Here is a 14,185-nt window from a genome sequence, read left to right on the forward strand (position 1 = left end):
AGAGAGCACCTAGACTTTGAGTTAACACTCTATCATTGACATGGACATGGCATGACACAGCAACCACAAGTTAAATATCGCAAAGATTACACCGCGCCGGAATTTACCATTACCGATATCGATCTAACGTTTCACCTAGATGAAAAGACCACTAAGGTTGTCGCGGTAAGCCAAGTTAAACGTTGTGATGCGTCTGCAAAAGATCTGCTGTTACAGGGAGAAGGGTTAGTCCTCGTCAGTGTAAAAATAAACGGTGACCTGTGGCAGGACCATGCTATCGAATCCGGTAATTTACGACTGCGTAACGTTCCTGAGCATTTTACGCTAGAGATTGAAAACGAGATCCATCCTGATCAAAACAGTGCATTAGAAGGCCTTTATAAATCCGGTGAAGCACTCTGTACACAGTGTGAAGCCGAAGGCTTCCACCATATTACGTGGTATTTAGATCGCCCAGACGTGTTAGCGCGTTTTAGCACCACGATTTACGCCGATAAACAACGCTATCCTTATTTACTCTCCAACGGTAACCGTATTGATGCCGGTGAACTGGATAATGGTCAGCATTGGATTACTTGGCAAGATCCTTTCCCAAAACCTTGTTACCTTTTCGCGCTAGTCGCCGGTGATTTCGATGTATTACGCGATACTTTTACCACAAAATCTGGGCGTGATGTCGCATTAGAAATCTTCGTCGATCACGGTAATCTCGACCGTGCAGACTGGGCGATGACCTCGCTAAAACAGAGCATGAAGTGGGATGAGGAGCGTTTCAATTTAGAATACGACCTCGATATTTTTATGATAGTCGCCGTCGATTTCTTCAATATGGGCGCAATGGAGAACAAAGGGCTTAATATTTTCAACTCGAAATATGTTCTCGCGAAACCAGAAACCGCAACCGATAAGGATTACCTCGGTATCGAAGCGGTGATCGGTCATGAATATTTCCATAACTGGAGTGGAAACCGTGTCACCTGCCGCGATTGGTTCCAGCTCAGCCTAAAAGAAGGGCTGACCGTTTTCCGCGACCAGGAGTTTAGCTCTGATCTGGGGTCTCGCGCAGTTAACCGTATTGATAATGTTCGCGTGATGCGCGGCGCACAGTTTGCTGAGGATGCCAGCCCGATGGCGCACCCAATCCGTCCTGAGCAAGTGATGGAGATGAACAACTTCTATACCTTAACGGTTTACGAGAAAGGATCGGAAGTCATTCGTATGATCCATACCCTGTTAGGAGAAGAAAAATTCCAAGCCGGTATCGCGCTCTACTTCCAACGTCATGATGGCAGTGCGGCGACGTGCGAAGATTTCGTTAAGGCAATGGAAGATGCTTCCGGGATTGATTTGACACAGTTCCGTCAATGGTACCGTCAGTCAGGGACGCCAGTTGTGACCGTCGAAGACGATTACGATCCGAATAGCGAAACCTACACCTTAACGGTGACCCAAGAAACACCCGCAACAGCGGACCAAGCCGAGAAAAAACCGCTGCATATTCCTTTAGCGATAGAGTTATATGATAACGAAGGGCAGGTCATTCCGCTGCAGTACAAGGGTGAAGCGATCGATTCTGTGCTAAACGTTACGGAAGCAACGCAAATTTTCGTTTTCGACAAGGTCTGGTTCAAACCCACGCCAGCGCTACTCTGCGAGTTTTCTGCCCCTGTAAAATTACACTATCAGTGGAGTGATGCGCAGCTTACGTTCTTAATGCAACATGCGCGAAATGCCTTTACTCGCTGGGACGCGGCACAGAGCTTATTAGCTATCTATCTGAAATTAAACGTTTCGCGTTTCGCTCAACAACAACCGTTGTCAGTGCCTCGCCATGTGGTTGATGCGTTCCGCGCAGTGCTGGTCGATGAATCTATCGATCCGGCCTTAAAAGCGCAGATCTTTACCTTGCCTTCTGAGAACGAGATCGCCGAGTGGTTTGAGATTATCCATCCTACCGCAATCGCGGCAGTGAGAGCTTCGCTGTTACAACTCTTCGCGACAGCATTGGTGAAGGAGCTAAAGGTTGCTTACCAAGACAACCTGTGCGCAAAGTATCGTGTTGAAGAGCAGGACATTGGTAAACGTGCCCTGAAAAATATTGCGCTCTCTTACCTCGTCTTTGCCGATGCCACCTTGGGCGAGGAGCTAGCGGTCAATCAATACCAATCGGCCAATAATATGACCGATGCATTAGCCGCGATAAGCAGTGCGGTTGCGGCGCAACTTCCTGCAGCGGAACAATTGCTGACGCAATGGGACGAGCGTTGGTATCAAGACGGCTTAGTGATGGATAAATGGTTTATCTTACAAGCCACGCGCCCAGGAGACCACGTGGTCGAGAACGTCCGTCAGCTATTAACGCATCGCTCGTTTACTATGAAAAACCCTAACCGCGTGCGTTCGTTAATTGGCGCTTTCTGTTCCGCAAACCCAGCGGCTTTCCATGCTGAGGATGGTTCAGGTTATCAATTCTTAGTGGAAATGCTAACGGATCTCAATCACCGTAACCCGCAGATTGCGGCAAGAATGATTGAACCGTTAATCCGCTTGAAACGCTACGATGAAAATCGTCAGCAACTGATGCGAGCGGCCTTAGAGCAACTCTTGACCTTGGATAATCTTTCTCGGGATCTTTACGAGAAGATCACCAAAGCATTAGCGGCGTAGTTATCTACTATAAAGCTCTAGGTGCAAGGCCTAGAGCTTATTTCTTCTCCCCACGCGAGTTAAATTTACTTTCATCCCAAAAATGCTACCATCCCCCCCTGACTGAAGTCCGTCGCTATCACTATTGTCAGCCTTTGGAGGGGAAATGTTGTATCCATTAATTCGTTCTGCGCTATTCCAGTTTGATGCCGAAAAAATCCATGAACAGACGATTCATGCGTTAAAAAAAGTTAGCGGAACGCCCTTTGAAGCGCTGATTACTCAACGCTTAGCCAATAAGCCGGTCGAATCGATGGGCATTACTTTCCAAAACCCAGTGGGGTTAGCCGCAGGGCTGGATAAAAATGGCGAATGTATTGATGCGTTCGCCGCAATGGGTTTTGGCTTTATTGAAATCGGTACGGTCACGCCTCGTGCTCAAGCTGGAAACGACAAACCTCGGTTATTTCGCTTAGAACAGGCAGAGGGAATTATCAACCGAATGGGATTCAATAATCACGGTGTTGATCAACTGGTTGAGAACGTAAAGGCCTCTCGCTACCGGGGTATTTTGGGTATTAATATCGGGAAAAATAAAGATACACCGGTTGAACAAGGTAGCGATGATTATTTATTCTGTATGGAAAAAGTCTACGCTCACGCCAGTTATATTACCGTCAATATCTCCTCGCCAAACACCCCCGGTTTACGATCCTTACAATACGGTGAAGCGCTGGATGAATTATTGGCGGCAATCAAAACCAAACAACATGATCTCCAACAGCGGCATCTGAAATATGTCCCCGTTGTTGTAAAGATCGCGCCGGATCTTTCTATTGAAGAATTAATTCAAGTTGCCGACAGTTTAGTCCGACATAATATTGATGGGGTCATTGCCACTAACACCACCTTGGATCGCTCTTTGGTTACCGGCTTACCTTATGCAAGTGAAGCGGGTGGATTGAGTGGGCGCCCAGTGCAATTAAAGTCGACCGAAATTATTAGACAACTGCACCACGAGCTAAAGGGTGCCTTACCTATAATAGGGGTGGGCGGCATTGATTCATTAATGGCGGCAAAGGAAAAACGTGCTGCGGGTGCGACATTATTACAAGTTTATTCTGGTTTTATTTACCATGGACCAAAATTAATAAAAAATATTGTGATGGGTATTTAATCAATAATCGACTCGCACAGATAAAGTGGTTTATTTTTTGTGCGATGTCGTTTATATTTCATTCAGATTTGGTAATGAGTAACATTTTTTTTAATAAATTTTTTATTAAAGCTTAAGACTATTTAGGGGTAATTTATGAATTTAAAACCCGATGATTGCTGGCAATGGCATTACGATTCGGAACAAGATTCCGTTATGTTAGATTTTAATGATGGGTCGAGCTTCACTTCTCAATTCTCATCTAAGATGCTCATTCCTGACGCTTTTTCCTCTCATCCCTTCTGCGTAGAAGATGCAACGCTTTTCGAACAATTTGCTGAAAGCTGCCACCAAACGGCGCTGGATGAGGCACAATCTCGACAACTGATTATTAATGGCTTAATTGCGTACCGGTTCCTGAAACCGCAAATGCCAAAAAGTTGGCATTTCGCCTCACGTCGCCAAGCCCTTCAGCCTGAAGTCGGTGAAATGGTTCTCACTGAGCTCACCAGCAACAATGAACAAGCGCTCTTAATGGTTGTGGAAACCAATCAACAAGCTTCCTTATGTGTGGTCGCCCAGCCTGAATTGTTATTAAACAGCGGTAAATCACTTTATCTTGGTGATGCGATCAAGATTATGAATGACCGTCTAGCTGCTTGGCAGCCAGAACAGGCATTAGTGTTAGAAAAAGTCGGTTAATTCAGTTCAAGCTTCAACGGGCCTGCTTCAGGGACACAACAACAGCTTAATAAGTTTGATTCGGACAGCGCGCGGCTATTTAACGCTTTAACCGATCCCGATAATTTGGTGAGCCGACAGCTGCCACAACTGCCCATTCGGCATGAGTAGGGAATAGAGTGTCCTTGTAATTCTAACTGTTCCAGCAAAATCTGTTGGTTATTGCCCGTAAAGCGCTTCCCCGCAAACTCAATCTCTACCGCTTTATCTGTTGGCGCAGCGCAGGGCGCGACGTAGGGCGTTGCCTCGACGACTTTCTCTTTATATAAACGCGGTGGTTTAGTCTGTAGTACGGAAAAGTCGTCACCGATTCGAATTATCCCGCTGTTACGGGCGATTAAATTAAGCCCAAAATCGATATCTCCACTGCCATCTGTGGCCTCACGAAACTGAGTTAAGGTACGCATGGGTTCACCCTGCGGGTGCTTACGGGCATTACGACTGTTAACCGTAGTCAGAATACAGCGGCTGCAGGGTTTGGCTACGTCAAAAATAACCTCCCCAATCCGTACCACAGCCCAATGATCTTCTTGCCATGGCTCGGCCCCGGATACCACAAGGTTTGCTCTAAATTGTTCAATGGCGACACCAGCGGGACAACGATTTTGTAGGTCGTGTAATGACCCTTCATTCACTAATAGGAAAGGGTAACCGTCAGCAAAAGAGAGGGGATGTTCAGGCCGTTTCTTGATCTTGCGTTGAGGAATTTCGCCAATCCAGCGTAATTGTACTGGATGCGGAAAATAGTGACTTAGCCACTGATTGATCGCATCGGGCGCAATTTTTGCCGTAAAGTGATTCCCCCACACTTCGGTTGGATAATTGAGTTGTGAAAAATCGTCGAGTTTAATCCAAGCATGCTGCTGGTCGGGGGCTTGAAGGTAGAGGCCTTGTTGCGTCAAAGTGGGGGTGAACAGTAACATCTCAGGATACTTACGTGCCGTAATAAAGGTGCCATCTTCTAATGTCACCATAAAATGGCGGTCCCAAGTTAAGCCGGTTTCCTGCACCAACGCATGGGAAAGCTGAGTCCCTTGCATCGACTTTATGGGGTAAGTAAACAGTTTGGCGAGGCTAATCATTAAAAGGCGTCTCTTTCGTCGCTAACAATTACAGTAACTTTATGACATAGCGTTGTGATTCGCTATACTAGGCACAAATTTACCGATTTAAAGAACTTATTATGAATTCTCTTTTTGCCAGCACCGGTCGTGGACTGGAAGAACTTTTAAAAACAGAACTTGAGAGCTTTGGTGCTCAAGATATACGACTGGTACCGGGAGGTGTTCACTACAGTGGTAACGATGAGGTGATGTACCGGAGCCTACTCTGGAGCCGTATCGCCTCGCGCATCATGTTACCGCTGGGAGAATTCAACGTTTTCAGTGACCTTGATCTCTATGTGGGGGCCCAATCCATTGCTTGGGATGAGATTTTCGAGCCAGAATCCTCATTCGTGATCAATTTTCAAGGCACTAACGACGAAATCCGTAACAGTCAATTTGGTGCGCTCCGGATCAAAGATGCTATCGTCGATAGCTTTACCCGCAAAAATCTTCCTCGTCCTAATGTTGACCGAGATTATCCGCATATCCGTATTAATGCCTGGTTACATCGCGACAAAGTCAGCATCTCCTTAGATCTCAGTGGCGATGCCTTGCATCAACGTAATTATCGTCATGCCACGGGTCAAGCGCCGCTTAAAGAAACATTAGCTGCCGCGATCATTATGCGTTCGGGCTGGAAACCGGGGACACCGATGGTCGATCCGATGTGTGGATCGGGGACGCTATTAATTGAAGCGGCGATGATCGCGGCCGATCGTGCACCAGGGTTGTTACGCGAGCACTGGGGCTTCTATGCTTGGAAAAAGTTTAACGAGAGCGAGTGGGATAAGATTGTGGCTGAGGCGCAACAGCGCGCGAACTTAGGCATGCAAAGTAAGCAAATCCGTTTCTTTGGTTACGATAAAGACGGTCAAGTGTTAGAGCGGGCGCAAACCAACGCACGTCGTGCGGGCGTTGCGCCCTTTATTAGCTTCAAACGTCAAGATGCGATCCAACTTAAGAATCCGCAGCCTGAAGCGGAAGTCGGCACGGTGATCAGTAACCCCCCTTACGGTGAACGTCTTGAGAACGAGCCTGCATTGATTGCCTTGCATAGCCAATTAGGCCGAATTCTTAAAGCACAGTTTGGTGGTTGGAATCTGTCGCTCTTTAGCGGTTCGCCAGAGCTGCTCGATTGCTTACAATTACGTGCAGACCGTCAATTTAAAGCGAAAAACGGTCCGTTAGATTGCGTTCAGAAAAATTATAAACTGCGTGCCCCCGTAGAGGGACAGGTCGTCGGGGAGTTAGCACCGGACTTTGCCAACCGTCTGCGAAAAAATATTAAGAAGCTGGATAAATGGGCGAAGCAGGAAGGGATAGAGTGTTATCGTATCTACGATGCTGATCTGCCTGACTATAATATCGCCATCGACCGCTATGCTGACTGTGTCGTGGTTCAAGAGTATGCGCCACCGAAAACGGTCGAGCCGCATAAAGCACGTCAACGTTTGTTCGACGTAATTAGCGTAACGTTGCAGGTGTTAGAGTTACCAGCGAATAAATTAGTGCTTAAAACTCGTGAACGCCAAAAAGGCACGCAGCAATATCAGAAATTAGCGACAAAGAATGACTTCTTTGAGGTAAGCGAGTTTAACGCACACTTTTGGGTGAACTTGACGGACTACCTCGATACCGGCCTGTTTATTGACCACCGTCTGGCGCGTAAAATGCTGGGGGAAATGAGTGGTAATAAAGATTTCCTTAATCTTTTTGCCTATACCGGTACCGCCAGTGTTCATGCCGCCTTAGGCGGAGCGAAATCGACCACTACAGTCGATATGTCTCGGACTTACTTAGAGTGGGCGGAGCGTAATTTCCAATTAAACGATATTTCAGGACAATCGCACCGCTTGATTCAAGCCGATTGTCTAAGCTGGATTAGAGAGTCACGAGAAACCTTTGACGTGATCTTTATCGATCCGCCTACTTTCTCCAACTCTAAACGGATGGAAGAGAGCTTTGACGTACAGCGCGATCACCTATCGTTGCTGACCGATCTCCAGTATCTGTTACGGACCGGTGGCACTATTATGTTCTCGAACAATAAACGTGGATTCCGTATGGACCATGAGGGCCTAGCCGCTATCGGTTTACAAGCGCGGGATATTACCGCTAAAACACAATCTCAAGATTTCTCTCGCAATAAACATATCCACAATTGCTGGTTAGTTACGCGTGTAGGTCAGGAATAATAACAATGTCATTAATTAGCATTCATGGGGCTTGGCTGTCCTATAGCGACGCTCCATTACTGGATAACGCTGAATTACATATCGAAGAGAACGAGCGTGTCTGCCTCGTTGGCCGAAATGGTGCGGGAAAATCGACCCTGATGAAAATCATTAATCAGGAAGTTCCTCTCGATGATGGCCGTATCGTTTACGAGCAAGATTTGGTTATTGCTCGCTTACAGCAAGACCCGCCGCGCAATATTGCTGGCTCGGTCTATGATTTTGTTGCCGAAGGGGTCGTTGAGCAAGCGCAGCATCTTAAAGCTTACCACGCGATTTCGCATACCGTAATGCAAGACCCAAGCGAGAAGAATCTTAACGAGATGGCTCGCTTGCAGGCAGTGCTCGACCATCAGAATCTCTGGCAACTTGAAAGTCGAATCAATGATGTATTATTAAAAATTGGTCTCGATGCAGACACTGAGCTTTCTTCATTGTCTGGAGGGTGGCTACGTAAAGCGGCACTTGGCCGCGCACTGGTATCAAATCCTAAGGTTTTGATGCTAGATGAGCCAACGAACCACTTAGATATTGAAACCATTCACTGGTTAGAGAATTTCCTTAAGACCTTCAACGGTAGCATCATCTTTATCTCGCACGACCGTTCTTTTATTCGCAATATGGCGACGCGTATCGTCGACCTCGATCGCGGTAAATTAGTTTCATGGCCGGGTGATTACGATCAATATCTGCTGGGTAAAGAGGAAGCATTGCGGGTTGAAGAGCTGCAAAATGCAGAGTTTGATCGCAAATTAGCGCAAGAAGAAGTGTGGATCCGTCAAGGAATCAAAGCGCGTAGGACCCGTAATGAAGGTCGGGTGAGGGCGCTTAAGGCATTACGCCGCGAGCGTTCTGAGCGCCGAGAAGTGATGGGCAAGGCCAACATGCAGGTTGGTGAAGCAAGCCGTTCCGGTAAGATTGTTTTCGAGCTGGAAGACGTCGTTTACCATGCTGGCGGTAAAACGCTGGTGGATCAGTTCTCTGTACAGGTACAGCGCGGCGATAAAATCGCCCTGATCGGTTCTAACGGCTGTGGTAAGACCACCTTACTGCGTTTAATGCTTGGCCAACTTAAGGCCGAACAAGGTCGTGTACATATTGGGACGAAATTGGAAGTGGCTTACTTCGACCAGCACCGTGCCGAATTAGACCCAGATCGTACTGTTATGGATAACCTCGCCGAAGGTAAGCAAGAAGTCTTGGTTAATGGTAAGCCTCGCCATGTTCTCGGGTACTTGCAGGACTTCTTATTCCACCCGAAACGTGCGATGACCCCAGTAAGGGCGCTGTCAGGCGGTGAAAGAAACCGTTTACTATTGGCTAAATTGTTCCTTAAACCGAGCAATCTGTTAATTCTCGATGAACCGACCAACGATTTAGATGTAGAAACGTTAGAGCTGCTCGAAGAGCTAATCGATGGTTACCAAGGTTCAGTATTACTGGTCAGCCACGATCGTCAATTCGTTGATAACACCGTGACGGAATGCTGGATCTTCGAGGGCGAAGGGGAAATTGGTCGCTATGTCGGTGGCTATCATGATGCACAGCATCAACGTAGCACGTCGCGAGGTTCTCAGCATAAATCTCGCCCAGCGCCGGTAGTGGAGACGCCTGCCGTTGAGCCAAACAAATCATCCGTCGCTAAAAAAGCCCCGGCGAAACTGAGCTATAATCTGACGCGTGAGCTTGAACAGCTTCCGCAGAAGATGGAAAATTTAGAGACTGAGATCGCGCAATTACAGAGCACGATGGCGGACGCCAGCTTCTTTAGTCGTCCCCATGATGAGACTCAGCCGATCATTGATAAATTGGCGACGTTAGAAGACGAGTTCAATACTGCCTTCGAGCGCTGGGAATATTTGGAAAATCTTAAGAATGGTGAATAACGCATTGGTGCAGTATGAGTAACCATTGCCATCAGGATCAGACTCACCGCTGGGTGCTATGCCCCCACTGTGATATGACCACTCAGCTACCCGGCCTTGCGCCGGGTACGCGGGCAACCTGTATGCGCTGTGAAAGCACCTTGGCAACCGCATGGCATGAGCCCCTGCGTCGGCCAATGGTTTACGCATTCTCAGCCTTAGTCATGTTAGCGTTGGCTAATCTTTTCCCCTTTATTAGCATTAGCGTAATGGGAATGACTAACCAAATCACCCTGCTACAAATTCCGCAAGCGATGGTTGATGATCGATATCGCTTCCTTGCAACAATATTTCTGTTGTTTGTGCAGATTATTCCTGCAGCCTGCCTTGCCAGTATATTAATTCTTACCTTAAACCGACGTTTGCCTCGTCAACTCACCATACCCCTTGCCAAAGGCCTGTTCTATATGAAGAACTGGGGAATGGCTGAGATCTTTATGGCGGGGGTGTTGGTCAGTTTTGTCAAATTAATGGCCTACGGTAAAATCGGGCTAGAACTGGGCTTTTGGCCATGGTGCCTGTTTTGCATCGCTCAATTGCGGGCATTTCAGTGTTTAGAGCGTCATGTTATTTGGCAGCGTATTAGTCCAGTGCCTCCTTTACCCAGCGAGCCGACCGCGGGGATTAGCGGAATAAACCAAAATTTACGCAGTTGCCCCTGTTGTACAGCGATAGTGGCGGCCGATGAACCCTATTGTCCGCGTTGCCATCAACGTGGGCATGCGCGTAAACCACAAAGCTTGCAGTGGACGCTCTCGTTACTCGTGACCTCAATCATTTTATATATCCCCGCGAATATCATGCCGATTATGGTGACTGATGCCTTAGGCAGCGCTTCCGGATCCAATATTATGGCGGGGGTTATATTCTTATGGAATGAGGGGTCGTGGCCAATCGCGATGATTATTTTTATCGCCAGTATTCTCGTACCCAGCATGAAAATTCTTGCTATTGGATGGCTGAGTTGGAATGCGGGCGGCTATGGCGCGCGAGACAATCACCGCATGCAGATTATCTATGAAATTGTTGAGGTAGTCGGCCGTTGGTCAATGGTTGACGTCTTTGTTATTGCTGTACTCTCAGCGTTGGTCCGCATGGGTGGATTAATGAACGTCTATCCGGCTGAGGGTGCGTTACTATTTTGCTTAGTCGTTATTTTAACGATGTTCTCAGCACAAGCCTTCGATTCTCGCTTGCTATGGGATCGAGAAAGTATCAAAAAGAGTGAGGAAGAGTCCATTGAGTAATCATCATTTTGGTGAAGCCAAGATTAAACAAATCAAACGCTGGTCACCGGTATGGATAGTACCCATCATCACCATCCTGATAGGATCATGGATTATTTATTACCATTTCTCGCATCAAGGGCCAGAAGTGGTGCTTGTGACCAGTAATGCTGAGGGAATCGTCCCTGGAAAAACGGCGATTAAAAGTCGAAGCGTCGATATCGGGATGGTCGAAAGCGCCAAACTTAGCGATGACTTACAACACGTCGAGATCCGTGCCCGGCTAAATACCGGTATGGAAAAAATGTTGCACCAAGACAGTGTTTTCTGGACGGTTAAGCCACAGATTGGCCGTGAAGGGGTGACTGGCCTCGGCACTTTGCTCTCTGGCTCCTATATAGAACTTCAGGCAGGCAGTAAGGGTGAAGAGTCCGCACAATATAACTTGTTAGATTCACCTCCTCTGGCTTCACCCGATGCTAAAGGCATCCATATCAGCCTGAACAGTGAGCAAGCGGGTCAACTTAATGCAGGTGATCCCGTGCTATTTAGAGGATTCCGCGTCGGATCAGTCGAAAAAAGCCGCTTTGATGCAGAACAGCGCCAAATGGAATACCAACTCTTTATCCAAGCCCCTTACGACAGTCTGGTCACCAGTAATGTTCGTTTCTGGAAAGACAGCGGTATCGCGGTTGATATGTCGGCCTCCGGAATGCGTGTAGAAATGGGCTCGTTAGCGACACTGTTCAGTGGCGGTGTGAGCTTTGATGTACCAGAGGGATGGGATCGCGGTGTGGCAGCAGAGAATAAAGCGCACTATCACCTCTTCAATGATCAGCGGAGTATTACCGACTCGCTTTATACACAGCATACTGACTACCTATTATTCTTTAATGAATCTATTCGGGGTCTACAAGAGGGTGCGCCGGTCGAATTCCGTGGTATTCGATTAGGAACGGTTGCACAGGTGCCTTTCATTATTCCAAGTATGTTGAAGAAACTGAATGGCGATTACCGTATACCGGTATTGATTAAAATCGAACCAGAACGTTTCTCGAAAAAATTAGGCGCCGACTTTAATCTGCAGCAACGCCTTGCCGATGGGTTACAACATGGACTCAGAGCAAGCTTAAAAACGGCGAATCTGATTACCGGTGCGCTGTACGTTGATTTGGACTTTAATAACGATGCTGGGGCTTACAAAGGTCCTACGCAGATAGGTCAATACAACATTATCCCGACAATGAATGGCGGGTTAACGCAGATGCAGCAGAAAGTGATGTCGATTCTCGACAAGTTCGAGAAGCTTCCATTGAACCCATTACTGACTGAAGCGACGGGTTCTTTGAAAGAGAGCCAAAAAACGATGCAACAACTGCAAATCACACTGGATCATGTGAATCAAATTACGAATAGTCCAGCGATGAAAACTCTGCCGCAGGATATGCAGCAAACCCTGCGCGAGTTAAACCAGAGTATGAAGGGATTACAACCAGGCTCGCCGGCTTATAATAAGCTGGTCGGCAACCTACAACGTTTGGATCAAGTTCTTGCAGAACTGCAGCCAGTGCTTCGTACCTTGAATAACAAGAGCAATGCGCTAGTGTTCGAGGCCTCACCGGGTAAAGATCCACAACCTAAAAAGGCTAAAGAGTGAAAAGACTTTTAATAACACTGCTGGCTGTCTGTTTGACCGCTTGCAGTAGTAGCGAATCAACCAAGTATTATCAATTGACGACACCGCAAGGCGGCGCATCGGTAGCGACCTCGACTTCTGCCTTCGGGCAGCAGCCGAAACACCTCTGGGTGCAATCTATCAATGTGCCTGATGCGTTAGCCAGTACAGGAATTGCTTTTCAAACCTCTGACGTGGAATACCGGTTAGCTGAGCAAAATCTGTGGGCTAGCCCTCTTGATCAGCAATTGCAACAAACGTTAGTGACTAACTTGAGTAATCTACTGCCGAATTGGTTAGTCACCAATAGTACGTTGAAGGGAGATAACGACTCATTGGCCGTGACGGTTACCGCCTTCCAAGGGCGCTGGGATGGACATGTACTGGTGAAGGGTTACTGGATCTATCAGCATCAAGATGAAGCGGTACGTCGTTCATTTGAGCAAAGTGTCCCACTTAAGGATGATGGCTATCCTGCCTTGGTACAAGCGCTCTCGCAAGCATGGTATCAGGAAGCCCAACAGGTTGCGTCACAGATTAGTCCTTAAGTATCGTTAGTCACTGAATAGTTTGACTTAGCTCAAAACTTGCAAAGCTGTTCAAAAAATACTCGTTGATCTCATTATGAGAGAGGGGTACAAAGGAGGAGGTGATGAATTTATCACCGCTTCTTTTAACCAACTATCTTTATGAGGGTAAACGGATATGAAGAGACAAAAACGCGATCGTTTGGAACGAGCTTACTCACTGGGGTATAAAACGGGAAAAAGCGGACGATCGAAAGAACTCTGTCCCTATCAAACGTTAGACTCAAGGTCACATTGGTTAGGAGGTTGGCGTAAGGCTATTGAAGAACGTTCAGCTTTCGCATAAAACAGACATAAAAAAAGCAGATTTTACAAAATCTGCTTTTTTTTGTGCGGCTGACTTTAGAAAGATTCAGTATCTTTGAATAGGCCAACTTTTAGGTCTGTAGCGGTATAGATTAATTTACCGTCTACAAAGACTTCCCCATCAGCAACGCCCATCACTAATTTACGGTTGATGACGCGTTTGAAGTGAATTTTATAAGTGACTTTCTTCGCTGTTGGCAGCACTTGTCCAGTGAATTTCACTTCGCCTACGCCTAGCGCGCGGCCTTTACCTTCTGCGCCCAACCAGCCTAAATAAAATCCGACTAACTGCCACATTGCGTCTAAGCCTAAACATCCTGGCATAACCGGATCGTTGACGAAGTGACATTTAAAAAACCAAAGTTCTGGGTTGATGTCGAGTTCAGCTTCGACGAAGCCTTTATCAAAGTGACCACCGTTCTCAGACATGAGAATGACTCGGTCCATCATTAACATGTTGTCTGCAGGAAGAGGTGGTCCATTTTCACCAAACAATTTCCCTTGTCCTGACGCGATGAGGTCATCTTTGCTGTAGGATTCGCGTTTATCTACCATAGTTACATTTAGCCCTTTTCAATTGAAG

Annotated in this window: 11 protein-coding genes; 9 read left to right on the forward strand and 2 right to left on the reverse strand. The window is 47.0% G+C overall.

Annotation, left to right across the window (positions count from 1 at the left end; translation table 11 throughout):
• Window positions 1-51: 51 nt before the first annotated feature.
• The 3 genes from pepN to HGT71_RS11070 all read left to right on the forward strand — a co-directional run bounded on the left by pepN (window position 52) and on the right by HGT71_RS11070 (window position 4,504).
• On the forward strand, window positions 52-2,667 hold the full coding sequence (gene pepN / locus HGT71_RS11060; RefSeq protein ID WP_214217802.1) for an aminopeptidase N: 2,616 nt from the start codon (window positions 52-54) through the stop codon (window positions 2,665-2,667).
• A gap of 145 nt (window positions 2,668-2,812) precedes the next feature.
• Window positions 2,813-3,823, forward strand: coding sequence for a quinone-dependent dihydroorotate dehydrogenase (gene pyrD, locus HGT71_RS11065; RefSeq protein ID WP_214217803.1), 1,011 nt, complete (start codon window positions 2,813-2,815; stop codon window positions 3,821-3,823).
• 135 nt (window positions 3,824-3,958) lie between these two features.
• Window positions 3,959-4,504 (forward strand): cell division protein ZapC, encoded by a 546-nt coding sequence (locus HGT71_RS11070; protein ID WP_214217804.1) that lies wholly within the window; start codon window positions 3,959-3,961, stop codon window positions 4,502-4,504.
• On the opposite strand, the gene HGT71_RS11075 is transcribed toward HGT71_RS11070, so the two are convergent.
• The gene (locus tag HGT71_RS11075; RefSeq protein ID WP_214217805.1) at window positions 4,501-5,625 is read right to left on the reverse strand and encodes a YcbX family protein; all 1,125 of its coding nucleotides are present in this window, start codon (window positions 5,623-5,625) and stop codon (window positions 4,501-4,503) included. The two genes, HGT71_RS11070 and HGT71_RS11075, sit on opposite strands and share 4 nt — an antisense overlap.
• A gap of 101 nt (window positions 5,626-5,726) precedes the next feature.
• On the opposite strand from HGT71_RS11075, the gene rlmKL reads away from it, so the two are divergent.
• The 6 genes from rlmKL to rmf all read left to right on the forward strand — a co-directional run bounded on the left by rlmKL (window position 5,727) and on the right by rmf (window position 13,582).
• A complete protein-coding gene (gene rlmKL, locus HGT71_RS11080) occupies window positions 5,727-7,844 on the forward strand; it encodes a bifunctional 23S rRNA (guanine(2069)-N(7))-methyltransferase RlmK/23S rRNA (guanine(2445)-N(2))-methyltransferase RlmL (protein ID WP_214217806.1) in 2,118 nt (705 codons plus the stop codon).
• Window positions 7,845-7,849: 5 nt separating this feature from the next.
• Window positions 7,850-9,769, forward strand: a complete 1,920-nt coding sequence (locus HGT71_RS11085; protein ID WP_214217807.1) for an ABC transporter ATP-binding protein — start codon at window positions 7,850-7,852, stop codon at window positions 9,767-9,769.
• Window positions 9,770-9,783: 14 nt separating this feature from the next.
• On the forward strand, window positions 9,784-11,055 hold the full coding sequence (gene pqiA / locus HGT71_RS11090; protein WP_214217808.1) for a membrane integrity-associated transporter subunit PqiA: 1,272 nt from the start codon (window positions 9,784-9,786) through the stop codon (window positions 11,053-11,055).
• Window positions 11,048-12,691, forward strand: a complete 1,644-nt coding sequence (gene pqiB, locus HGT71_RS11095; protein ID WP_099822357.1) for an intermembrane transport protein PqiB — start codon at window positions 11,048-11,050, stop codon at window positions 12,689-12,691. The genes pqiA and pqiB overlap by 8 nt, the downstream gene beginning before the upstream one ends.
• Complete coding sequence (pqiC, locus tag HGT71_RS11100) at window positions 12,688-13,257, forward strand: membrane integrity-associated transporter subunit PqiC (RefSeq protein WP_214217809.1); 570 nt, start codon at window positions 12,688-12,690, stop codon at window positions 13,255-13,257. The genes pqiB and pqiC overlap by 4 nt, the downstream gene beginning before the upstream one ends.
• A 157-nt stretch (window positions 13,258-13,414) precedes the next feature.
• The gene (rmf, locus tag HGT71_RS11105) at window positions 13,415-13,582 is read left to right on the forward strand and encodes a ribosome modulation factor (protein ID WP_092674719.1); all 168 of its coding nucleotides are present in this window, start codon (window positions 13,415-13,417) and stop codon (window positions 13,580-13,582) included.
• 56 nt (window positions 13,583-13,638) lie between these two features.
• Here rmf and fabA read toward each other — a convergent pair whose 3' ends face one another.
• On the reverse strand, window positions 13,639-14,157 hold the full coding sequence (fabA, locus tag HGT71_RS11110) for a bifunctional 3-hydroxydecanoyl-ACP dehydratase/trans-2-decenoyl-ACP isomerase (RefSeq protein WP_099822355.1): 519 nt from the start codon (window positions 14,155-14,157) through the stop codon (window positions 13,639-13,641).
• Window positions 14,158-14,185 lie beyond the last annotated feature (28 nt).

The sequence above is a fragment of the Rosenbergiella epipactidis genome (assembly GCF_018494055.1).
Taxonomy (GTDB): domain Bacteria; phylum Pseudomonadota; class Gammaproteobacteria; order Enterobacterales; family Enterobacteriaceae; genus Rosenbergiella; species Rosenbergiella epipactidis.